Annotated in this window: 20 protein-coding genes and 1 pseudogene; 17 read left to right on the plus strand and 4 right to left on the minus strand. The window is 46.3% G+C overall.

Annotation, left to right across the window (positions count from 1 at the left end):
• Positions 1 to 97: 97 nt before the first annotated feature.
• Positions 98 to 2,022, minus strand: a pseudogene (locus tag IM753_RS05935) (ABC-F family ATP-binding cassette domain-containing protein).
• 120 nt (positions 2,023 to 2,142) lie between these two features.
• Here IM753_RS05935 and erpA point away from each other — a divergent pair.
• The gene (gene erpA, locus IM753_RS05940) at positions 2,143 to 2,475 is read left to right on the plus strand and encodes an iron-sulfur cluster insertion protein ErpA (protein WP_062500809.1); all 333 of its coding nucleotides are present in this window, start codon (positions 2,143 to 2,145) and stop codon (positions 2,473 to 2,475) included.
• 89 nt (positions 2,476 to 2,564) lie between these two features.
• Here erpA and IM753_RS05945 read toward each other — a convergent pair whose 3' ends face one another.
• Positions 2,565 to 3,314 carry a DUF2939 domain-containing protein gene (locus IM753_RS05945; protein ID WP_194108888.1) on the minus strand — a complete coding sequence of 250 codons (750 nt, stop codon included), beginning with the start codon at positions 3,312 to 3,314 and terminating at the stop codon, positions 2,565 to 2,567.
• Positions 3,315 to 3,404: 90 nt separating this feature from the next.
• Between IM753_RS05945 and dnaJ the strand changes: the two genes are divergently transcribed.
• The 4 genes from dnaJ to IM753_RS05965 all read left to right on the plus strand — a co-directional run bounded on the left by dnaJ (position 3,405) and on the right by IM753_RS05965 (position 7,276).
• Positions 3,405 to 4,595, plus strand: a complete 1,191-nt coding sequence (gene dnaJ, locus IM753_RS05950) for a molecular chaperone DnaJ (protein WP_194108889.1) — start codon at positions 3,405 to 3,407, stop codon at positions 4,593 to 4,595.
• A 252-nt stretch (positions 4,596 to 4,847) separates the two neighbouring features.
• Positions 4,848 to 5,642 (plus strand): 4-hydroxy-tetrahydrodipicolinate reductase, encoded by a 795-nt coding sequence (gene dapB / locus IM753_RS05955; protein WP_065254878.1) that lies wholly within the window; start codon positions 4,848 to 4,850, stop codon positions 5,640 to 5,642.
• A gap of 176 nt (positions 5,643 to 5,818) precedes the next feature.
• Positions 5,819 to 6,496 carry a hypothetical protein gene (locus IM753_RS05960; protein WP_194108890.1) on the plus strand — a complete coding sequence of 226 codons (678 nt, stop codon included), beginning with the start codon at positions 5,819 to 5,821 and terminating at the stop codon, positions 6,494 to 6,496.
• 423 nt (positions 6,497 to 6,919) lie between these two features.
• Positions 6,920 to 7,276, plus strand: coding sequence for a hypothetical protein (locus IM753_RS05965; protein WP_065254914.1), 357 nt, complete (start codon positions 6,920 to 6,922; stop codon positions 7,274 to 7,276).
• Positions 7,277 to 7,604: 328 nt separating this feature from the next.
• Here the strand turns inward: IM753_RS05965 and IM753_RS05970 are convergent, their stop codons facing one another.
• Positions 7,605 to 8,771 carry an RNA-guided endonuclease TnpB family protein gene (locus IM753_RS05970; protein WP_194108891.1) on the minus strand — a complete coding sequence of 389 codons (1,167 nt, stop codon included), beginning with the start codon at positions 8,769 to 8,771 and terminating at the stop codon, positions 7,605 to 7,607.
• The gene (locus tag IM753_RS13455) at positions 8,768 to 8,878 is read right to left on the minus strand and encodes a MerR family DNA-binding transcriptional regulator (protein WP_083108311.1); all 111 of its coding nucleotides are present in this window, start codon (positions 8,876 to 8,878) and stop codon (positions 8,768 to 8,770) included. Before IM753_RS13455 ends, IM753_RS05970 begins: the two co-directional genes overlap by 4 nt.
• A 436-nt stretch (positions 8,879 to 9,314) precedes the next feature.
• On the opposite strand from IM753_RS13455, the gene IM753_RS05985 reads away from it, so the two are divergent.
• The 12 genes from IM753_RS05985 to IM753_RS06040 all read left to right on the plus strand — a co-directional run bounded on the left by IM753_RS05985 (position 9,315) and on the right by IM753_RS06040 (position 21,885).
• The gene (locus IM753_RS05985) at positions 9,315 to 9,812 is read left to right on the plus strand and encodes a GspH/FimT family pseudopilin (RefSeq protein WP_194108893.1); all 498 of its coding nucleotides are present in this window, start codon (positions 9,315 to 9,317) and stop codon (positions 9,810 to 9,812) included.
• Positions 9,806 to 10,366, plus strand: a complete 561-nt coding sequence (pilV, locus tag IM753_RS05990) for a type IV pilus modification protein PilV (protein ID WP_194108894.1) — start codon at positions 9,806 to 9,808, stop codon at positions 10,364 to 10,366. Before IM753_RS05985 ends, pilV begins: the two co-directional genes overlap by 7 nt.
• Entirely contained in the window at positions 10,342 to 11,358 is a 1,017-nt protein-coding gene (locus tag IM753_RS05995) for a PilW family protein (protein WP_194108895.1), read from the plus strand. Before pilV ends, IM753_RS05995 begins: the two co-directional genes overlap by 25 nt.
• Positions 11,359 to 11,417: 59 nt before the next feature.
• A complete protein-coding gene (locus tag IM753_RS06000; protein WP_194108896.1) occupies positions 11,418 to 12,257 on the plus strand; it encodes a hypothetical protein in 840 nt (279 codons plus the stop codon).
• 73 nt (positions 12,258 to 12,330) lie between these two features.
• Complete coding sequence (locus IM753_RS06005; RefSeq protein WP_194108897.1) at positions 12,331 to 13,128, plus strand: hypothetical protein; 798 nt, start codon at positions 12,331 to 12,333, stop codon at positions 13,126 to 13,128.
• 157 nt (positions 13,129 to 13,285) lie between these two features.
• Positions 13,286 to 16,492 carry a PilC/PilY family type IV pilus protein gene (locus IM753_RS06010; protein ID WP_194108898.1) on the plus strand — a complete coding sequence of 1,069 codons (3,207 nt, stop codon included), beginning with the start codon at positions 13,286 to 13,288 and terminating at the stop codon, positions 16,490 to 16,492.
• Position 16,493: 1 nt separating this feature from the next.
• A complete protein-coding gene (locus IM753_RS06015) occupies positions 16,494 to 17,081 on the plus strand; it encodes a type IV pilin protein (protein ID WP_194108899.1) in 588 nt (195 codons plus the stop codon).
• Positions 17,081 to 17,530 (plus strand): type IV pilin protein, encoded by a 450-nt coding sequence (locus IM753_RS06020; protein WP_227713085.1) that lies wholly within the window; start codon positions 17,081 to 17,083, stop codon positions 17,528 to 17,530. The genes IM753_RS06015 and IM753_RS06020 overlap by 1 nt, the downstream gene beginning before the upstream one ends.
• A 213-nt stretch (positions 17,531 to 17,743) precedes the next feature.
• Positions 17,744 to 19,309 carry a glutamate--cysteine ligase gene (gshA, locus tag IM753_RS06025; RefSeq protein WP_194108900.1) on the plus strand — a complete coding sequence of 522 codons (1,566 nt, stop codon included), beginning with the start codon at positions 17,744 to 17,746 and terminating at the stop codon, positions 19,307 to 19,309.
• Between the two features lie 4 nt (positions 19,310 to 19,313).
• Entirely contained in the window at positions 19,314 to 19,826 is a 513-nt protein-coding gene (locus IM753_RS06030; RefSeq protein ID WP_194108901.1) for a disulfide bond formation protein B, read from the plus strand.
• 105 nt (positions 19,827 to 19,931) lie between these two features.
• Positions 19,932 to 21,329, plus strand: a complete 1,398-nt coding sequence (gene mpl / locus IM753_RS06035) for a UDP-N-acetylmuramate:L-alanyl-gamma-D-glutamyl-meso-diaminopimelate ligase (RefSeq protein WP_194108902.1) — start codon at positions 19,932 to 19,934, stop codon at positions 21,327 to 21,329.
• Positions 21,330 to 21,627: 298 nt separating this feature from the next.
• Positions 21,628 to 21,885 (plus strand): GlsB/YeaQ/YmgE family stress response membrane protein, encoded by a 258-nt coding sequence (locus IM753_RS06040; protein WP_065254903.1) that lies wholly within the window; start codon positions 21,628 to 21,630, stop codon positions 21,883 to 21,885.
• Positions 21,886 to 21,900: the final 15 nt, after the last annotated feature.

Raw genomic sequence — 21,900 nt, forward strand, 5'->3', positions numbered from 1 at the left:
ATGTGGTTTGTAAAGTCAAATCACATTTACCCTGTTAAAATTTGTCAATTAGGGCGAATGGCAATTTGCTCCTACATACCTGATTTCAATGTTAAAATCACTCTTCCAACGCTCGCTCTAACGTCTCTAACTCGTCCATTGCCATAAGTAGGCTCTCTTCGGTGTCGCTAAGCTGTTTTTTTATTTGGTTTTGGTCGGTCAGTAGGGTCATGAGCTTGTCTTTTTTATCATCATCATAAAGGGCGGTGTCCGATAGGGCGGTTTCTATCGTAGCAAGTGTTGCCCCGAGTGTGTCCAGCTCTTTTTCTAGTTTGTCAATTTGCTTACGCAGGGGGCGGTTTTTTGGCGGTTTTCGGCATTTTTTTTGCGGATTTCTTCTTTGGTTAGGGCAGGTTTGTCCGATGTGTCGTCTGCCGTTGGGGGCGGATTGTTCGCTTTGTTTTGGGCAAGTTTGGCAAGGCGAGTCTGTCTTAAATGTTCGGCATAGTCCGCCATGTCGCCTGTGAACTCGTCCGCTCGCCCGTCTGCGACCAGTATCAGACTGTCGCACACGGACGTGATGAGACCACGGTCGTGCGACACCAAGATTAACGCACCGTCAAAGTCCTGCAAGGCAAGCATGAGTGCATTTCGCATTTGTAAATCTAGGTGGTTGGTCGGCTCGTCCAGCACCAGCACGTTGGGGCGTTGCCAGACGATGAGAGCAAGGGTCAGCCGTGCCTTTTCACCCCCAGAAAACAGACGGCAAGGCGTGTCAATCTTATCGCCACGAAAATCAAAACTCCCCAAAAACGCCCGCAAATCGGCGTCTGATGTCGTCCCCGCCAGTCGCCGAAGCAGGATAATGGGTGTGGCAGACTCGTCTAGGGCGTCCATTTGATGCTGATTAAAATAGCCCAGCGTTAGGGTTTCAGAGCATTTGTGAGTGCCACCGAGCAACGGCAAATCGCCCACCAGTGCCTTAATGAGCGTACTTTTGCCTGCCCCATTTGCCCCCAATACGCCAAGCCGTGTGTCGGGCGTGATTTGTAAGTTTATCTTAGTTATCAAAGGCTTATCATAGCCGATAGATGCGTTATCTAGCGTGATGAGTGGACTTGCCATGTGTGTGGGCGGATAAAAGCGAAAATCAAACCCACTGTCTGCCATGACAGGGGCGATGTCGGTCATGCGGTCAAGCTGTTTGAGACGGCTTTGGGCTTGTTTGGCTTTGCTGGCTTTGGCACGAAAACGGCGAATGAAGTCTTCTAGGTGGGCTTTGGTCGCTTGTTGTTTGGCAAAGGCAGACTGCTGTTGTTCTAGTCGCTCGGCTCGGGTGCGAACGAACTGGCTATAATTGCCCGTATATAGGCTAATTTTGCCCTGCTCTATGTGCAAGATGTGTCCGCACACGCCGTCCAAAAATTCTTGGTCATGGCTGATGAGCAAAATCAAGCCGTCAAATTTGAGTAGCCACTCTTCTAACCACAAAATCGCGTCCAAATCCAAATGGTTGGTCGGCTCGTCAAGCAGTAACACGTCCGCTCGGTGCATGAGCGTGCGAGCAAGATTTAGACGCATACGCCAACCGCCTGAGAACTCACGCACCATGCGAGTATGTTCATGTTCGCCAAATCCTAGCCCTGACAAAATCTGCCCTGCCTTAGACGGGGTACGATAGCCGTCTATCTCATCAAACCTTTGGTAAATGGGGGCGATGTCATGCTCGGATAAGGCGGATTGGTTTTGGATTTTGTTGTTAAGATGATACCACTCATCATCGCCAGATAACACATAATCAAGGGCAGTCTGCTCGCTGGCATGAACTTCTTGTTTCATGTGAGCAATTTGCCAATCCTTTGGTACGTCAATCTGCCCCACGTCCGTGCCATGCTCGCCCAATATCGTGGCGAACAGTGTGGATTTGCCGGTGCCGTTGTTGCCTGTTAAGCCGATGCGTTGCCCTTTGTGGAGCTGGGCATCAAATTCACTAAACAGCAAGCGTCCGTCTCGGCGGACAGCGACATTTTTAAATTCTATCATGATAATTCAATGTGCAAAATAAGTTAAAAATTCTCTATTATACCTTGTATCGCTAAAATTTGGGCTTATTATGGTATAATTATCCCTAAGAATTGTAAAAATTTTAACAAGAGAAAAACCATGCAAAACGTCATGACCCTAACCGACAACGCCGCCAAAAAATTACAAAAACTAAAAGACGCCGAAGGCAATCACGAGCTCATGCTTCGGGTCTATGTAACAGGCGGGGGCTGTTCGGGCTTCTCCTACGGCTTTGATTTTGCCGATGAGCTAGACGATGACGATGCCACCTTTGACAATGGTGATGCCACGCTTGTGGTGGACAGTCTAAGCTACCAGTATCTACACGGTTCAACCATTGATTACATCGAAGGGCTTGAAGGCTCTCGCTTTGTCGTGGATAACCCTAACGCCACGACCACCTGTGGTTGTGGGTCGTCTTTTTCGATTTAGGTTGATTAAGATTGATTAAGATTGATTAAGATTGGGGTGTGCTAATCTTGTTGTAACCAAACCGTCTTAATGGCGGTTTTTTGTGTCAATCAAGGCAGAACAACATTAACTATCTGCCAGTCTAGTACCTGATGACGGTGCATGACGATGGTATAGGGCTTATCTTTGATGGTGGTGGCGACTTCAAAGCAGTTGATACCACAGTAGGACAGCTTGGGCTGGGTCGGCTGTCCGATGTTGTCGCTTGCCTTGGCGGCGATGGCGGTTTTTTGGTTATCGATGGCGATGTTCATGTCGCCTGTGCTGATGTAGTCGGTGAGTAGGCGTTCAGTATCGACATAACCGCCAAACAAGGCAATGCCCACAAGCATGGGCTCACTCTCGGGCTGAACGTCGCCTTGGGCAAGCCGAGTTAGATTCTCAGGGGTAACGCCCTTATCCACGGCAGTATTGATAAAGCTGTGGGCGATGGTGTTAAGTTTGGCACCATCTAGTCCAAGCAGTCCGCCAAAGAGTGACAAGCCCTGCACCACGTCGTTAGAGCCAAGCCAGTTATCCGTTTTGGTGATGAGCTGATGTTTTAGGTTTGGGCGTAGTGTCTCAAAGTCTATGCTGTTGATGATGGGAGTATAGTCGCCATTGTCATAAGCGTTTTTTAGGGTGTAGAGCTTATAATAAGGCGAGCCTGCCACGATGATAAGGGCGATGATGGCAAGTGCCAAGAGCAGTTTGGTGATTTTCATAAACACAGGATGATAATAGGGATAATGCGGGGTATTTTGCCATAAATTTTTGAAAATTGGTAAAAAATCACACCAATCACGCTTGATAAATGGCATAAAAGCACCATAAATAGGCAAATTTTTTATTTTTGCGAATCGTGACCTTTTTGGGTCGCCTAAGTAGCCAAAAGCCAATCAGGACAACACATGAGTAAAGATTTTTATACCATTTTGGGCGTGGACAAGTCGGCAGACGATAAAGAGATTAAAAAAGCCTACCGCCGTCTTGCGATGAAATATCACCCCGACAAAAACCCAGACGACCCAAGTGCCGAAGAAAAATTCAAAGAAGCAACGATGGCGTATGAAGTACTGTCGGACGCCCAAAAACGTGCCACTTATGACCGTATGGGACACAGTGCCTTTGAGCAGGGCATGAACAACGGTGGTTTTGGCAATGCTGGCGGATTTAGTGCTGACGACCTAAATGACATCTTTGGTAGTTTCTTTGGCGGTGGGGCTCGTGGTGGCTTTAGTGGCGGTGGCGGTTTTGGCGACATCTTTGGTGATATGTTCGGCAACTCTCGTGGCTCTTCTCGTGCTAGCAAAGGAGCGGATTTGCTCTACCAAATCAGTCTCACCCTAGAAGAAGCGGTAGCTGGCTGTAAAAAAGAAATCACATACAGCACGAGCGTTCACTGTGAGACCTGCGATGGTAAAGGGGTAAAGTCTGCCAGCGATGTCGTCAGCTGTCCTACCTGTGGCGGACATGGTCAGGTGCGTGTCCAACAGGGCTTTTTTGTCATGCAACAAACCTGCCCTGACTGCCGCGGCACTGGCAAAAAAATCAAAAACCCCTGCCCTGATTGTCATGGCAAAGGCAAACAGCACAAATCTCAGACCCTAGAAGTCTCCATCCCTGCTGGCGTGGACAATGGCGACCGTGTCCGCCTATCAGGCAAGGGCGAAGCGGGCGACAATGGCATGCCAAATGGTGACTTGTATGTTGAGATTCATGTCAAACCGCACGACATCTTTACCAGAAATGGGGCGGATTTGCACCTTGATATTCCTGTCAATATCGCCACCGCCACACTTGGCGATGAAGTAGAAATCCCCACGTTGGGCGGTGGTCGTCTAAAAATCAAAGTCGCCGAAGGTACCCAAAGTGGTAAACTCCTGCGTGTGCGTGGCAAGGGCGTAACGACCGTGCGTGGTGGCATGCAGGGCGACTTGCTGTGCAAAATCATCGTTGAGACACCCACCAATTTGACTAGCGAACAAAAATCCTTGCTTGAGCAATTTGCCAAAACCCTAAATAGCGACAACGGAGCAAGTGCCAAAAAAAAGGGGTTTTTTGACAAAATCAAAGATGAAGTTAAAGACATTTTTGATTAAACCTAACTTTTCAAACAAAACACGGTAAAATTTTACCGTGTTTTTTATTTTTGGTGGCAGCCTAAAAAGTATGCCAAACTAGGTTTTCCGTTCGCTCTGAGCCATGCCTGCGAGTCGGAAAACCGTTATGAGCAGGCAATAGTTTTCCCTTGTAGCATGCTTTTTGAGCCAAAATCTTATTTTTTAAATTTACTTTTGGCAAATTTTTGGTTATCATCAAATCATCTTAAACTTAATCCTAAGGAAACTATCATGGCACTAAACATCGCAATCATGGGTGCGTCAGGTCGCATGGGGCGTATGCTCATCCAGTCCACACTAGACAACCCCAAAGCCAACCTAGCAGGAGCATTTGTCCGTTCTATATCTAGCCTTATCGGCGTGGACGCAGGCGAGTTTGTGGGCATGGGTAAATGTGGGGTTACACTCTCCACGCTAGATTTGTCAGGGGTGGACGTGCTCATCGATTTTAGTTTGCCCGATGCCTTAGATGAGGTGTTAGAGGCGTGTATCGCCAACAAAGTCGCCCTTGTCATGGGAGTAACAGGGCTTGACGAAGCCCAAGAAGCCAAACTGCATGAGGTAAGCAAACACATCCCTATCGTCTATGCTGGCAACTACTCCACAGGGGTGAATTTGTCGCTCAACCTACTTGCCATCACCGCCAAAGTACTGGGCATGGATGCGGATGTCGAAATCATCGAACATCATCACAAACATAAGTTAGACGCACCGTCTGGCACGGCTCTGATGATGGCAAATGCGGTGGCAGATGCCCGTGGGCAAACGATTAAAACATCCGCCATCTATGGCAGACAAGGGCAAGCCAAACGCGCCGATGGCGAGATTGGCATTCATGCGGTGCGTGGAGGTGAGATTGTCGGTGAACATACCGTGGAATTTATCATGAATGGCGAGATTATCGAGATTACCCACAAAGCCCAAAGCCGTATGACCTTTGCCAATGGGGCAGTACGAGCTGGCTTGTGGCTACATGAGCAACCTGCACAGCTGTATGACATGCAGGACGTGCTTGGGTTAAAATAAATGGCTTATTAAGTGGTTTAACTGGTAATTTTTGCACACAATAAACCTACAAGCTCCTTTCTAAAAAAGGTTAAAATAGCCGAATGTTTAAAAAGCCATTTTAACCTTTTATCATCATGAAAAAACCACTCATCATTTTAAGCTTTCTTGCCACGCTCGCCCACGCCAACACCTAAATGTACGTCATTCACACCTATGGCGACCCTGCCCTGCTTGACATCGTCCAAGATGAGCTTGGCAATCGTGGGACGGCACGGCTATACCAAGACAAGCTCATCATCAAGGCGACCCCTGCCGACTATGAGCGTATCTCCGCCCTTGTCCGTCAAGTGGATGTTGCCCCCACCCAGCTTAACATCTCGCTTGCCCTAAACAACCAAACCGCCCAAAGCAGTCAAGGCGGTCATGTCAATGTCGGCATCTCTCGGCAGGTGTGGATAAACGGGCAATATCACAACACCCAAAGCCAAAGCACCACAAATCAGCACTACACCGTGCAAACCCTATCAGGCTCGCCTGTGTCTATCACTCAAAGTACGCTCATCGGGCTTGTAGGCTGGCAAGCTCATCAGCGATGTGGCAAGGTGTGGGTGAGTTTTGGTGCGTCTTGGGTGGCACTCACAGATGGTTTTTCTGCCAAAGCGACCGTCTCGCCAAACGGTCAAATCCGCCTAAGCCTGCACCAGTCGGCACGCACAGGCACGCTTAGCACCCAAAATCTATCAAGCGACATCATGCTACACCGTGGACAATGGACAAAAATCGGCGACATTCGCACCGACAACATCACAAGTGGGAGCTATGGCACGAGCCAATATTCACAGACCATGCCGATTTGGGTTAGGGTGGATTGATGGTAAGATATTGTATATGATTATCATTTATTATATTAGGCATGTCTTGAGCCATATTGGGTGTTTGCTTAAATCAATAGTTTTAAAAATTAAAAATAATCTTTTAAAAAACTATACATTATAAAAGTAATTGATTTTTATATAAATTTTTATTAAAAAATTGATTTTTCTATTTTTTCCGCACAAATTTTTCCGCACAAAATTTCAAAATAATGCTTGCATTTTATTTCTTGGTGTGGTTTAATACACACATAACAAAATGCTAATACATGATTTTGTTATGATATGACGATTTTTAGAAATTTGTTAATAGTCATTAAAGTTTTAAATTAACTTGTTAATTTTAAAATCTTTAATTATTGATAACTATTACTTAAATCGTCATTAATTTCAATATTAATTTACTTTTTAAGGAATAACATCATGGCTAAATTATCTCTTGACGGTCTAGGCGACATCGACGGTTTCATCGCAGCGGCATTGGTTGACAGCGAATCAGGTCTTGCTTTGGCGACTTTGGGTAGCGGTCTTGACCTAGAATTGGCATCTGCTGGTAACACTGAGGTGGTACGTGCCAAGCGTAAAACTGCAAAAGCGTTGAGCCTTAACGACTCTATTGAAGACATCTTAATCACGCTAAGCGGTCAATACCATTTACTTCGTCCATTGGTTCGTAACGAGAACCTATTCTTGTACCTAGTACTTGACCGTCAAAAATCAAACCTAGCAATGGCTCGTCACAGCCTAAAAGGTTTTGAAACTGAACTAGATTTCTCTTAATTCTAGACAGCCATTTAAAAACACCTTCCTTGTGGGAGGTGTTTTTTATTTTAGATAGTACTTCTACATCAGTTGGTTACTGTTTAAGAGTATTTTGTGTCAGTCCCAGTGCTGGACTTGGTTTTGGGTTTAAAGATGGGCATGCTCTGAGTTTAAGAATTCGGTTGGAACAACGCCGTTCCAAAAAACCTACCCAAATCTACCCAAAGGCAAATTTAGCGTTTTCTTCCTACTTCATCGCTCGTTGCCCTTGTCGTTTGACTTGGGTCTTACATAAGCTCCATAGGCGTTTTTAATTGGGGATAGAACTTACCCACCAAGGTTTTTGTTAAGATAAGTTTAAAATCTTATCCGCTTTGTTTAAAATGTTGATACTGGCGTTGATGTCCCTATCGTGGTTTGTGTTGCAGTTGGGGCAAGTCCAGTTTCTAACAGATAAAGGTAATTCATCTAACTTAACACCACAACAAGAGCAGGTTTTGCTTGATGGATAAAATCTATCCAGTTCTTTGAGTGTCTTGCCCCATTGATTTGCTTTGTAGATGAGTTGCCTTTTAAGTTCGTAAAACCCTAAATCATTGATAGCACGGCTTAGTTTGCGATTTTTTACCATACCTTTGATATTTAGGTTTTCAAGACAAATCACATCAAACTTTTTAACCAAGTTGGTACTAAGTTTGTGTAAAAAGTCTTTTCTGATACAGCTGATTTGATAATGCAACCGTGAGAGCTTGGTTTTCGCCTTTTCACGATTGTTAGAGCCTTTTTGTTTACGGCTTAACGATTTATTCAATCGTCTTAGTTTTTTAAGTTTGTTTTTAAGTGGTTTTGGGGCTTGGATTTTTGTACCATCTGAAAGCATGGCAAGGCTTGTAATGCCCAAATCAATGCCAACGGATTTATTTGTTTTGGGTAAAGGCTTGGTTGTTTCTGACAATTCAACGGCAACTGATACAAACCATTTACCGCCCTTGGTAAAAACTTTGGCGGATAGGATTTTGCCATTGTATCTTAGATGTTCGGTCATTCTAACCAAGCCCAAATTGGGAATTTGAATGAAAGGTTTGTCTTTTTTGAGTTTTAGCTTAAATTGGTCGTTGGATAGGCTAAAACGGTCATTGACGCCTTTTTTGCGAAATTGGGGGTATTTGCTTTCGCCTTTAAAAAAGCGTTTAAAGGCATCGCCTAGCTGCATAATGGCAAGTTGGGGAGAGCATTTGGTAACTTCTAGCATAAAGGGGAATTGTTCACGTTTTATGGCGTTAAGCTGTTTTCTTAGTTTACCTTGTGATGGTTTGTTAAGTCGGTTTTCGTCAATGGTTATGCCTTTTGCTTGACATTCATCACGGTAGTTTTTATCCGCTTGGTATTGTTTTTGCCACTCGGCTAATGCCCAGTTATAGGCAAGACGTGCGACACCGCAAGTCTTGCCAAAATGTGTGGCTTGTTTATTGGTTGGGTCAAGTCGGATGATGTGTCCACGAATGGTTGTCATTGTAGTACTGCCTTAACAAGCACACCTATTTGTTCCCATCTGCGTAATGTTGAGATAGAGACACCCAGCCGTTTTGCAGCTTCGTTAATACCAATCAATCTATTCATAATTACACGTTATAGAGTAGATTTGGGTAGATTTCAAGTAGCTGTTTTTTGCCCCATCTAAATTAGGACATCATCATAGACAATTCATATAAATAATGTTACAATATCAATATCAATATCAATATCAACAGCAACTAAGACTTTGTATAAAATACCAAACAAGTAAAATATAAATTACCATTTTGACTTAGCGTGGTAACTTACTGATTATTAATGATCATTTTGACGGCAAGTGAAACACAGGCAATCAATAGATTGCGGTATGGCATTCATCTTGGCTTCATTGGATTGTGTTTGTGTATTTTTGTATAAAAAATGAAAATAAAAACCTTTTTGCCCAAGATTGGTCATATGTGGAATATTTTTTGCAACATTTTTTATATACATTTTTACCAAAAAGGCTGATAAGTCAGCAAAAATCATTAAGGAATGCACCGTGTCCTTTTCATCATCCAGATATGGTTATCTGATGCCACCCAATCAGTCAGGGTTCACCTTGATTGAGCTGATTGTTGTTACCATAATCATAGGTGCCATCGCCGCCATCGCCGCCCCAAATGTCAGTAGTACATTAGAAAGCCAGCGTAATAAAAATACCGCCCAGACCATCGCTACTGCCATGAAAGAAGCACGTGCAGAGAGCATGATACGCCGACAGGATGTCACCTTGACGTTGAATGCTACCAATGCAATATTGACAGTAACAGGCAATAATAAAAAGACAACCACATTAAAGAACTTTAATATCAGTAGCACGACACCGATCACGCCATCTGGCGGTGCTGCTTCCATTGTATTTTTGGCAAATCGTAGGGTTAATCCAGCATCATCCTTTACGGTCGCTTGCGACAGCCAAGGCACTCGTGCAGGACGTGTGGTGACAGTGGATGTTAATGGTAATGTCAGCTTACGTTCGGAGGGCAGCCAATGTTAAGACAAGATACTCGTGCTGGTCAGCATGGTATGGGTATGGTAGAGGTGGTTGTGTCATTACTGCTACTTGCTGTTGCCATCCTTGGGTTTAGTGCCATGCAGATGAGGGCGGTAAAGGCGACGGATGAGACGCTGATTCGCAGTGATGCCATGGTGGCAGTGCGTAACATCGCAGAGAACATGCGATTACACCCCACCCAAACGATGAAAATTAGATATCTTACGGCCATTTCCAGATACGGCACAGCTGCCAGCCATGACGCTTATGCTTCTGCCATACCAAAAAACCCCAGTGTAGACTGTGCAAAGTCAGCCTGCACCGAAGAGCAGCAGGTGGAATACACCGCCCATCAAGCCATGAAACTGGCAGCGGACAACCAAATGATGTTAAATGCCATGCAATGCCCTGGCAATAGCCCCGAGCTAACGCGCATCTGTCTGATTGCCAGTTGGGGACAGACAAAGCCAACCGTTGGCGGTAAAGACACAGACTGTATTTCCGAGTTGGGTGCTTATAATCGTGGTTCTAGTTGTGTCGTCTTGGAGACCTACTGATGAATAAACAACAAGGCTTTACCCTGATAGAACTCATGATCTCGCTTGTGCTGGGTTTGCTCATCATCGCAGCGGCGTCTCAGGTGTATGTGATCAGTTTACGTACAGCCACCGTCCAGCAAGCAGGTTCTAGTATATTGGATGCCAACGTATTCGGCTTACAGCAGATTGAGAATAACATTCGCATGGCAGGATTGGGTCTGTCTGATGTCGCCAAAGCAGGTGCTGCCGACAGTGGCATACTGGCAGGTGGTAATAATGCTGCCGCCATCAGTGTGCTGAATGTAAATGGTGCCAAACTTAGCTCCGCCCTTATCAGCCGTGATGACTTGGGTCCTACCAATACCACCAGCCGCGGCAGCGACCAACTCACCATCCAGTACAGAGCCCCTGCCAACATGCGCGACTGTGAGGGTCATCTGGTATTAGGGCCCAGAACAGGGATCTTGGATCTGCCGGGTAACCCTGTGGTTTCCATTGATGGTCAGATCATCGTTGAACGCTATTTTGTCAAAAACAATAACGGCACCTTGGAGCTTCGTTGTGATGCTGGTCTGTATGTCTCAAACCACATCATCCAAGATGACGGTCAGGGTCAGCGTAATAACGGTCAGGGCACAGCGAACGCCGCCACCATTTTGACAGGTGCTAACAATCGTTATAACATCCATAATTTGAAAGATGATGGGGCGCTGATCGCCTCAGGCATCGATGACTTTCAGGTGAGATTTGGCATCGCCAGTGGTGCAAATCATAGCGGCATTCGCTATGTAACACCAACAGAATATCAGACACTGCCTGCTGACACAGCGATCATTACCGTCCAACTTGGTCTTTTGACCAAGGGCAGCGTCTCATCCATCGATGCTCCAGATAACCCTACTTATAGTATTCTAGGTAACGATGTTCGAATGAAGGATGGTCAAGGCAGATTTATTCGCCGTGTCTATGAAACCAACATCATGCTACGCAACTCTCGTGGTCGTTCCTAATCATCGCTGGGTGTATGTATGACAAACCAACAACATAACAACATAACAAAGGTGGTACTATGCTAGCTCGCTCTGAATCTGGTGTGGCACTGATCGCTGTACTCTTATTTCTGCTGTTGATCGCGATCGCTGGCATGATGGCGGTGCGCCAGGGCAGTTTGGATTTACGTGTTGCTACCAATGAGCAGGCTGATTTGCTCATGCTCAACTCATCGGATGCCGTACTGGCTCACATTGAGACGGTGGCGGCGGATAACAAGAACCCCCTACGCCCCAAGCTCATGTCCCAAACCCAAGGGGTGCTCGGTTATTTCATCCCCATCGGCGGTGTTAATGCAGACCCTAACGAAAAGGTGGGGCATCAGGTGCGTTTTTGCTACATGCCAGAATCACCAACATTCTTTGATATTAACAGCTCTCGTGTGCTGCTGCCAGGTGGCGGTATGGTGCGCAGCAGTGCTGGTGTTTGCAACCCTGCCAACACCCATCACTATGTATCAGGGCGTAACACCGTCATGACACAGGTGGTAACTCGTGGACTGACCAGTGAGACCGCCGACAGCGACAACTTCAAATCAGCCCTAGAAGCAGAGCAGGCAGGCACAGGTTTTACACCACCCGGTGCTCGCATTGCCATGCACAGTGTGTCTATGCTGCCTGGCATGTCCAGTGTCAGACCTGACGACATCACAGACTGTCTGGATAAGGCAGTCGGTAACATCACAGACACCGATTATGGCATCATCCATGGCAGAACCAACCTAACCAACTGCCTCCAAGAGCACGGCATACCCGCCAAAGCCATCGTCGAAGAGGGTACAATTCGTTTTGAAAGAGAGGCGGATGTCTGTGATAACGCCCAGCTTGCCATAGATGGTACCTGCCGAGCGAGGAGCTGACACCACCCTAATACACCCCATGTCATCATGAGACAAAGACACAACGACACTCAACCAACACAAGGCACACATCATGAAAACATTCTCACTAAAAAAGCTCAGCCATGCCATCGCTCTCACAACAGCAGCGACACTGCCCGCCCAAGCAGCGACACTGCCCACCCATGTCAATCATGTCGAAAAACGCATCGGCGATCTGGAGATCTATGAAGCGGCCACAGGGGGCGGTGCATCGGTTCTGCTCATGCTGGACAACTCAGGGTCGATGGATAAACGTAGTATCGAAGAAGATTATCGGTCTAGTTATTATTATAATTGTAAAAATAAAACAAATCCTTGGTGGGGATCGTTTTCTTACCCTAGTGTGCAAAAAAAACGCTTTTCTTTTACCATAAAAAGAGATGACGGCACACCAGGACAGAGGGTTGATTTTGTTGGGGATCATTGGCCGTCTTGCGGTGATCAAAAAGCATATTATGATCGCATGAGCCGTGTCAAGGATGCCATCATCACCCTACTCGCTGACCCAGCCAAAGAGTTGGGTGCTGATTATATGAAATACAAGATCGGATTGGGCAATTTTTATTATACATCAGCAAATAATTCTGGTGGGCAGATTGCCTACCCCATCTCGGCACTGACCTATGACAACCGTCTTGCAATGGCAAGAAAGATAGCCAGCTTGCAGGCAAAGACCAACACACCAATCGCCCATGCTTATGCAGAGTCAGGCGCTTATATGCTCGGTACCAAAACTGGTGCGGTAAGGCAGGCAACCAATTATACCCTAATGGGTTACCGTCATTATAATGGTGGTAATGGTATTTATTTTACCCAATGTATCTACCCCCCCCAAGTGGGAAGATCATAAGAGTACTACTTGTTTAGGACCTGAAACTCCCCTAAGGTTTTACAGCGGCTTGACTGCTAGGTTGGGCGTGAATCATCAAGAAACAATAGGAGATTATACTTATTATTACCGTAAAGAGACAGAATATAAAAACACTACTACAGGCAGCGGCTTTTCGTTGGCAGATCCCTCGACGGTGAGAGACGGTGCCTATGTCTCACCCGTAACGAGCAGCCAGTGTGATGGTAATGGCATCTATTTTCTCACCGATGGCGAGCCCAATGGTGGCAGTTATAATGGTGTTGATTCTAGCACCACGACCACGGTGATGAATAATGCCCTAAACGGTTCGGCAGGTTCTGTATCCATGCCTAGTGGGTATGGCAATCAGGTGTGTAGAGTGGCAAGCGGTGCATCGACTATCAGTAGTTCTAGTGCTGCTTATTCTGTTTCTACTCCTTATAATAGGAATTCCGGTCATCCCCAATGGGAGTGTATCGGAGAGTTTGCCAAGGCTCTGGTTGATAAGGGCAACAAAGTGGGTAAGCCCATCCCCACAGCGACGGTGGGCTTTGGTAGGGTCTTTGAGGATGCAAGTAGGTATAAAACCAGCATGAGCGTAAAGGACGTCATCACAGGAGAGCAATCTGTCAAACAGGTGCATGACTGCTCTAAGATCCCAAACTCTCACCGTGATGCCAAAAACCTATGCTATCTGGGTGAGCGTGGTCATGGCTATGGCGAGGGGGGCTTTTATTATGCTGAGTCCTCTGATGACGTCGCTAGGAGTGTCGTTGACTTCGTAACCAATGTCTCAGGCAACATCTCAGCCTCTCCTGCTGGCACCGTGGCGGTACCGACCGATCCGCTGTCCATCACCAGCCTGCAGCCTTATGCCTATCTGCCCATGTTACAGGCGAACATCGCAGATGCTCCTGCGACCTGGCCGGGCAACCTTAAAAAATACCACACCATCAACGGCAGCCTATATGGCAAGGATAAGACAGCCAGACTCTACCAAAAGACAGGTGGCTCTACCCTCCCATACGCCACCAATCCCAAGGCACAAGACCTATGGCAAACGAGTACCAGCACTGATGGTGCCATCACCACAGGGGGTACCTATGCACATCTGACAGTACCCACAATATCCAACAAGAACAACGTACGTACCGTCTATGTAGAAGATGAATACCAAATGAAAAAGGTCGGTGTCGAGAATGGCAGGCTGGATGGCTTTGACCAGCTATCAGCTCAATATACCGGTCTTGACAAGGCGTATATCCTGCATTATCTAGGCTTTGGCAGTGTCTCCACCACAGAGTCGACCTATAAGGGCAACAGTCAAGAACAGCATGCCGCACTACAAAAGGAACTGGACAAAAAGCCCACAGGACGGCCGGTGATGGGTGGCATACATCACTCTGTGCCAGCGTTGGTGGCATACAAGGGTCAGTTTGATGAAACAGGCAACATCTCATCAACAGAGGGTCGTGAGGACTATGTGCTGTACGGCTCCATGAGTGGTGCACTGCTCATGGCAGACGCCACAACAGGCAATGAGAAGTTCAGCTTCATCCCTCGTAAGATGTTTAAGAATGAGAAGCAGCGTGCAGCCCTAAGCCCATCAGGCACAGGCATCTCAGGCGAGCCTGTCTTTGGGGTGGATGCTCCTTGGACGATTAACGCCAAATACAACTACGATTTCTCAACTCAGCCTGCAAAGATCACCACCGAAGCGATCAAAAAATCAGGCACATCATCAGAAGAACAGACAGCAGGTCATATCTATGCCTATGGCGGTCTGCGTATGGGCGGCAAGGGTCTGTATGGTCTGGATCTGACCAATAAAGAAAATCCTGAGATGCTCTTTAGTATAGATGACCAAACACCTGGCTTTGAACGCGTGGGTCAGATCTGGGCCAAGCCTGTCGTAGCAAAAATCAAAATCGGCACTGACGGTAAGGGTCGGAGCATAGATCGTGAGGTGCTCATCTTTGGCGGTGGCTATGACATGTGCTATGAGAGTACCTTATTTAAGCTAAATGATGGCAATAGAGCCAATACAGGATGTGCCAACAAGAAAGAGACCGAAGGCAATGCGGTGTACATGGTCGACTCAGAAACTGGCGATTTGGTGGCAAGTTGGACACAAGACAAAGCCAAAACCATAAATAGTAATACTAAGACGACTATCGATGGTCTAACCCACATGAAGCACAGTGTGGTCGGTGGCATCACAGCACTGGATCGTAACAACAACGGTTATGTTGATCATCTGTATTTCGCTGATTTGGGCGGTCAGCTGTTCCGTATTGATCTCATTGAGTTATCAGGCCAGGATAATAAAAAAGATGACAAGAAAGACATTACCAGTGACATCACCCGAAGTGTGGTCAGGGTGTTTGATGCCAATGGCGGTAACATGGCAAGTAATCATGTTCCCTATCGCTTCTATGAGGCACCAGTGGTCAGTTTTTATACCAACCTTGATGATGCACAGCGTTTTGCGGTGATAAACCTAGCCTCAGGCGACAGAAGCTCACCGCTGAGCCGTCGCCGAGGTCTTGGTGATGCCAACCGTGTCTATGGCATCATTGACCGTGATATCGCCAGTGTCCGTGTTACCAATGCACACATCACAGCAGATGCTCTGATGAGCAAAGACCTAGACAACAGCCGTTTACAAAAAATGGACACCAAAGAGATCGAGACAAAAAATGAAGCATACCGCGAAACTCTCATCAAGTCCATGAGAGATAAAAAACCCAATGAAAAAAGGGAGGTCAGGGTTGGAGGCAGCACCATCACACTGCCAGTATATGACAAAATGGGCTGGTATTATGACATGATTCGTTATGATGGTCGCATTGATGTTAAAAACCTAAAAGCGGTCGGACCTGGCATGGTGACAGGTGGCGTGTACTATAACAGCGTGTACAGTCCTGATTTTCAGTATGGTAACGCCGGACAGTGTGAAGCTCGTACCGTAGGTGCAACAGAACGTCAAATGTACTGCATGCCTTGGGGTGTCTGCCCAACAGATGCTCCGCACAAACCATCTAAAAATGGCACATTAGGATATGCACCTGCTGGCATCGGCATCCAAGAGCTTACAACGGTTCCCTACACCTCAGAGGCGGACAAAACCACGAACCTGCGTACATTCCTTAGCATCCAAACAGTACAAGAAAGAGCTGAAATGGCAAACAAAACCAAGACCCCCTCTCATGGTGTTGGCGGTGCAGATGGTCGCTTTGTGGATACAGCAGGTACGGTTAATAACGGTGCTGGTGTTGACAGATTCTCCCAACCTCAGATTGACAGAGAGCAATACAATCTCAAAGTAAATCGCTGGTACGATTTCCAAAATGTGGAGAGATGATATGACCCAAAGGGCTTTCGTTGGGCGTGGTGAGAGGGGCTTTACGTTGTTGGAGTTGATGGCTGTGTTGATAATAATCGCCATACTTGCCAGCATTGCCGTCCCCTCTTATCGCAGAATGGTCATTCGTAACGCAGAGGCTGAGGTGCAGTCTGCCATGGGTACAATTCAGATAGATTTGGACAGATGGCGGGCATCTGCCTTGACCTATCGTGGTTTTGTACCTGTCAATAATGTAGACAGAAATGCAAGATTGACTTATAGTTATGGTGACAATACTACCAATGGTACGGTCATATATGTGCCACTAGGCAGCACCGAAAATAACTTTCGTTATCGTATTGAGCTAAGAGATGGCGATAACACAAGCGTGGGTCTAAATCCTGACAATAACAGAAATATCATGAGTTCGGGGCGTGCTTGGGTGATGTATGCCACACCAAACCCCAATAATAGCAGTATCAATGACGCCAGTGCTTTTGTTTTGCGTAGCACAGGTTTTAAGTGTAAATCCAGTTTTGGTGCCAATCATAACATTGTTGATCTGGAAACAACAACCTGTGACGCACCAGGACAGGAGGGATGGTGATGGTAAAATGCCCAATGACAAATAGACAGCAGGGCTTTACGTTGGTAGAGATGCTCATCGTGGTGGCGATAATTGCCATCTTGGCAGCCATCGCCATCCCCAGTTATCAAGATTATGTTGTGCGTACCAAACGCGCAGACATGATGGTTGAGCTACAAAACATCGGCAGACAGTTAGAGTCAAGGAAGCTGGCAGTGGGGCGAGGCGGTTATCGCACCTTGGCAGCAAACAATAACCAAGCCATCCAAGATTTGCTTGGGAACTACCCTCGTTCAGGTAATGTATCATATCAGATTACCATCACAAATTTAGCTTCTGGCAACTGGGTACTAACAGCAACTCCAAATACAGCCGGCACACAAGCTAGAGATGGTGCACTTGCTCTAAGTGTCAATGGCAAAAAATGCCGTGGTACTCGCTGTGGTGTTGGTGATGAATGGCGACAATGACCGCTACCACGCATTGGTTTCATATTTGCAATCACTGACGTCATGCTTGAAATCACCCGATATTGAATTGGGTGATTTTTTATGATAATGTCAACCAAGTACGTTGCTGAGTACTTGTCCCAAAACTCTCTCCCAAAAAAAATTTTGCAGTCATGTGCCCATCTCTATTATAATGGTCAAGTTAGCTACTTAAATATTTATTTGGATAATACAATGAACGCATCTCAACATTTTATGTTGCCCATATGGTTTAACTCAGCTCTTGTGGCAGGCATGAAACGGGGTATTGAAAAAGAAGGTCTGCGTATGCAACCTGATGGCTACTCAGCCAAGACCTTTCACCCTGCCCGTCTCGGATCGAAGCTGACCCACCCTTATATCACCACCGACTACTCTGAGAACCTGCTCGAACTCATCACCGAACCCAAAGCGACCATCAAAGACGCCCTAGACATGCTACGTACCTTACATGTTTTGGTGCACCGCTCACTAGAAAATGATGAGATGATGTGGCCATTGTCCATGCCGTGCATGTTATCAGATGATGACAAAGACATCCCTCTTGCCAATTATGGCACATCTAATATCGGACGGCTTAAAACCTTGTACCGTTCAGGGCTTGGAGTGCGATATGGTCGTAAAATGCAGACCATTGCAGGATTGCATTATAACTTATCCTTTGGCGATGATTTGTTCAAAGTGTGGGCGGATGATGAAAAGCGTGATGATTTACAAGCCTTTAAAAATGAAAAATATCTGGGGCTTATTCGCAACTTTAAACGCCTAACCCCACTTGTTTTGTATCTTCTGGGGGCAAGCCCAAGCGTGTGCGAGTGCTTTTTGACAGGTCGCATACATGATTTGATTCCTTTGGGTGAGTGTGATGAGGCTTGCACCTATTATAAGCCACATGCAACAAGCCTAAGGATGGGAAAATTGGGCTATACCAATAGTGTACAAGAGGATTTGGACATTCGCTATAATGACCTAGATGAATACATCAAAGGGCTACGCCGAGCGATTGGTACGTCTTTTGCTGATTTTAGTGGCATCGGTGTGGATGACAAAGATGGCAATCCTATACAGATTAATGACCACATTTTACAGATTGAAAATGAATTTTATAGCCCCATTCGCCCCAAGCAAGTGACGCACTTTGGTGAGACACCGACCCAAGCCTTAGCATCTCGGGGCATCGCTTATGTTGAATTTCGTGCCATTGACCTAGACCCATACAGTGATATTGGTATTACAACTGCCACGGCATGCTTTTTGGAGATTTTGGCGTTATATTGCTTGCTGTCGGACTCACCCAAACTGTTGCCTGATGAAGAAAAACAGCTGTCGGTAAATATTGATAAAGTGGTCAATGATGGGCGAGATACTCACACAACCATCATCACCTCCGATGGTAAACAACCTTTGAGGGTATGGATAATGCAGACTCTTGAACAGATGCAATCCATCGCTGATGCTTTTGATGAGTATCACGGTGGTAACGACTACCGTTTGGCACTCTCACTCATGCAAGGCATGGCAATCAATCCCAACTTTACACCATCCGCTCAGGTCATATCTGACAGCCAAAGATTGGGCAGTACATGGCAATTGGGGCAAATGCTTGCCCAAAAACACCATAAATCCTTACTTACCCATGCTCTTAGCAACGAAGATGCGTTCTATTATGCCAACATTGCCATACAGTCCTTTGCCGACCAACAGCAGTTAGAGCGAGAAGAGACCCAAGATTTTTATGAATATTTACAACAATACAGGTAACACCATGTTAAAACACCTAACTTTTCGCACGCTGTGTGCGTGCTTATTTGCCTTGTCGGTTGTGGCGACCCTTGTGGCGATTTTTTATTTTCAAAAGCATTTGGGGCTTGACCCGTGCCCTTTGTGTATCTTTCAACGGGTTGGTGTGTGGGTCATGGGGGTATTTGCCTTTGTTGGCATGCTTGTAAACCCCAAAAAACTTTGGGGTAAACTTACCCTATGGGGTGGCATGGCGATCGGCACGCTGTGGGGGTTTGGGGTGGCGGCTCGTCATGTGTGGTTACAGCACTTACCTGCTGATGAAGTGCCTGCCTGTGGCCCTGGGCTGAACTACTGGGTGGATACTTTACCGATTTTGCAGGTGTTCCAAGAAGTACTAAAAGGCTCAGGCGAATGTGCAAAGATAGACTGGCAAATGGCAGGGTTTAGCATACCTGAATTGACCCTTGCCATGTTTGCAGTGTTTTTGGTGATATTAGGTGTTGGGCTTGCTAAGCTCTTAAAACGACAAATGTAAAGGTAAAGGCGGAAAAATTTTCTGCCTTTTTTATTTTTAAAATAAAAAACCGCCCATTGCCAAAATTTGCTATAATTTGCCAAATTATCATAGTAAGGCACTATCATGCACATTCATTTTTTGGGTATTTGTGGGACGTTTATGGGGTCGCTTGCCCTGATTGCACGTTCGCTTGGGCATGCCGTTACAGGCTCGGACACCGCCATTTATCCCCCCATGAGCACACAACTTCACAACGCTGGCGTTGAGATTTTGGAGGGGTACAAATCCACCCACCTAGACCCCGCTCCTGATTTGGTGGTGGTGGGCAACGTCTGCAAACGTGGTATGGAAGCGGTGGAATATATGCTGGATAAGCGACTTCACTACACATCCGCCCCACAGTTTTTATCAGAGCATCTCCTACAAGAACGCCATGTTTTGGCAGTGGCAGGCACGCATGGCAAGACCACAACCACAACCATGCTGGCTTGGATTTTGCAGTATGCAGGGATTGACACAGGTTTTTTAATCGGTGGTGTGCCCCTTGTCAATACTGATGATGAGCGATTGCAGTCAGTCTTTGCCCACAGTTCGTATTTGGGGCAGGACTATTTTGTCATTGAAGCGGATGAGTATGACAGTGCTTTTTTTGATAAACGTTCAAAATTTGTGCATTATCGCCCCACAACCGTCATTTTAAACAACTTAGAATACGATCACGCCGACATTTTCCCCAATTTAAAAGCAATCCAAACCCAATTTCACCACATGATTCGCATGATACCCCCAAGTGGTCAAATCATCATGCCAAAAGACATAAAAAGCCTAGAAGATACCCTAGATATGGGAGTATGGACACCAGTATGGCGAACAGAGGTGGGCGATGAGAGCGATGAGAGTGATTGGCAAGCGACTTTGGCAGAAGAGGATGGTTCGGTGTTTCACGTGAAACATGTCAATAAGGCAGGCGATGAAATGGGTGTGGTGAACTGGGGCATGAGCGGTGTGCATAATGTCAATAATGCTTTGGCGGCGATTGCAGCGGCGTACAGCGTGGGCGTGAGTGTGGCGATGGCATGTAAAGCTCTGTCGGACTTTGCAGGGATAAAACGCCGTATGGAACTCATTGGTGATGTTGGGGGTGTGCAGGTGTATGATGATTTTGCCCATCACCCAACCGCCATCACGACCACGCTTGACGGTGCCAGAAAGAAACTGTCGGGTCGCAAGATTTGGGCGGTCATCGAGCCACGTTCTAACACCATGAAGCTCGGTGTTTATAAAGCACAGCTTGCTCCGTCTGCATCATTGGCGGACGGTGTGATTTGGTATGAGCCAAAAGGGCTGGCGTGGGGACTAAAAGAAGCCATTGGTGAGACAGGCGGACAGGTCGTACTTGATAGCATTGATGAGATTTTGGCATTTATCAAGGCAAATGTCCGCTCAGGCGATGCGATATTCGTCATGAGTAATGGCGGATTTGAAGGGATACATGGGCGGATTTTGGAAATACTGGCTTAGCCATCACAAAGACTTGCTTAGACAGGTCTTTTTTACAAAAACCACTCACAACCTTGCATATTTGCTAAGATTTTAACCAAATCATCAAAAATCTGCCTAAAATTTGACATTCATCCTACGTTATTAACGTTTTTGGGGTGGTGTGGGCGGTAAGATTGGCTTACAATTCATTTAACTTTTACATCAAGTAAAAAGTGGATAAAGCAAATTGGTCGGGATAATTCTAAGACCATCTTGTAACCACGGTTAATTGATTTGCCAAAGCATTTATGAGCTAGGTAGTTATAGGAGAGACATCATGGGTATTATTTCAACGATTATCGCAGGCTTTATCGTTGGGCTGTTGGCTCGTGCCATCAAACCAGGGGCGAACCCAATGGGTTGGGTCATGACCATCATTTTGGGTATTGTCGGGGCGGTCGTCGGTGGATTCTTGGCGAGTGCCTTGAATTTGTCAGCCAATGGCGGTTTTGGTGGCTTGGTGCTGTCAGTCATTGGCGCCATCATCGTACTGTTCATCTATGAGTTTGCCACGGGTAAAAAACGTTTGAAATAATTAAAAATAATTTAA

Origin of the sequence: Moraxella sp. K127 (genome assembly GCF_015223095.1) — a bacterium.
Lineage (GTDB): Bacteria > Pseudomonadota > Gammaproteobacteria > Pseudomonadales > Moraxellaceae > Moraxella.

What these genes read in the sequence shown, in the direction of transcription:
- erpA (WP_062500809.1), top strand. Translation starts at nt 2,143, where the DNA reads ATGCAAAACGTCATGACCCTAACCGACAACGCCGCCAAAAAATTACAA.
- IM753_RS05945 (WP_194108888.1), bottom strand. Translation starts at nt 3,314, where the DNA reads ATGCCATTTATCAAGCGTGATTGGTGTGATTTTTTACCAATTTTCAAA.
- dnaJ (WP_194108889.1), top strand. Translation starts at nt 3,405, where the DNA reads ATGAGTAAAGATTTTTATACCATTTTGGGCGTGGACAAGTCGGCAGAC.
- dapB (WP_065254878.1), top strand. Translation starts at nt 4,848, where the DNA reads ATGGCACTAAACATCGCAATCATGGGTGCGTCAGGTCGCATGGGGCGT.
- IM753_RS05960 (WP_194108890.1), top strand. Translation starts at nt 5,819, where the DNA reads ATGTACGTCATTCACACCTATGGCGACCCTGCCCTGCTTGACATCGTC.
- IM753_RS05965 (WP_065254914.1), top strand. Translation starts at nt 6,920, where the DNA reads ATGGCTAAATTATCTCTTGACGGTCTAGGCGACATCGACGGTTTCATC.
- IM753_RS05970 (WP_194108891.1), bottom strand. Translation starts at nt 8,771, where the DNA reads ATGACAACCATTCGTGGACACATCATCCGACTTGACCCAACCAATAAA.
- IM753_RS13455 (WP_083108311.1), bottom strand. Translation starts at nt 8,878, where the DNA reads ATGAATAGATTGATTGGTATTAACGAAGCTGCAAAACGGCTGGGTGTC.
- pilV (WP_194108894.1), top strand. Translation starts at nt 9,806, where the DNA reads ATGTTAAGACAAGATACTCGTGCTGGTCAGCATGGTATGGGTATGGTA.
- IM753_RS06000 (WP_194108896.1), top strand. Translation starts at nt 11,418, where the DNA reads ATGCTAGCTCGCTCTGAATCTGGTGTGGCACTGATCGCTGTACTCTTA.
- IM753_RS06005 (WP_194108897.1), top strand. Translation starts at nt 12,331, where the DNA reads ATGAAAACATTCTCACTAAAAAAGCTCAGCCATGCCATCGCTCTCACA.
- IM753_RS06015 (WP_194108899.1), top strand. Translation starts at nt 16,494, where the DNA reads ATGACCCAAAGGGCTTTCGTTGGGCGTGGTGAGAGGGGCTTTACGTTG.
- IM753_RS06020 (WP_227713085.1), top strand. Translation starts at nt 17,081, where the DNA reads ATGGTAAAATGCCCAATGACAAATAGACAGCAGGGCTTTACGTTGGTA.
- gshA (WP_194108900.1), top strand. Translation starts at nt 17,744, where the DNA reads ATGAACGCATCTCAACATTTTATGTTGCCCATATGGTTTAACTCAGCT.
- IM753_RS06030 (WP_194108901.1), top strand. Translation starts at nt 19,314, where the DNA reads ATGTTAAAACACCTAACTTTTCGCACGCTGTGTGCGTGCTTATTTGCC.
- mpl (WP_194108902.1), top strand. Translation starts at nt 19,932, where the DNA reads ATGCACATTCATTTTTTGGGTATTTGTGGGACGTTTATGGGGTCGCTT.
- IM753_RS06040 (WP_065254903.1), top strand. Translation starts at nt 21,628, where the DNA reads ATGGGTATTATTTCAACGATTATCGCAGGCTTTATCGTTGGGCTGTTG.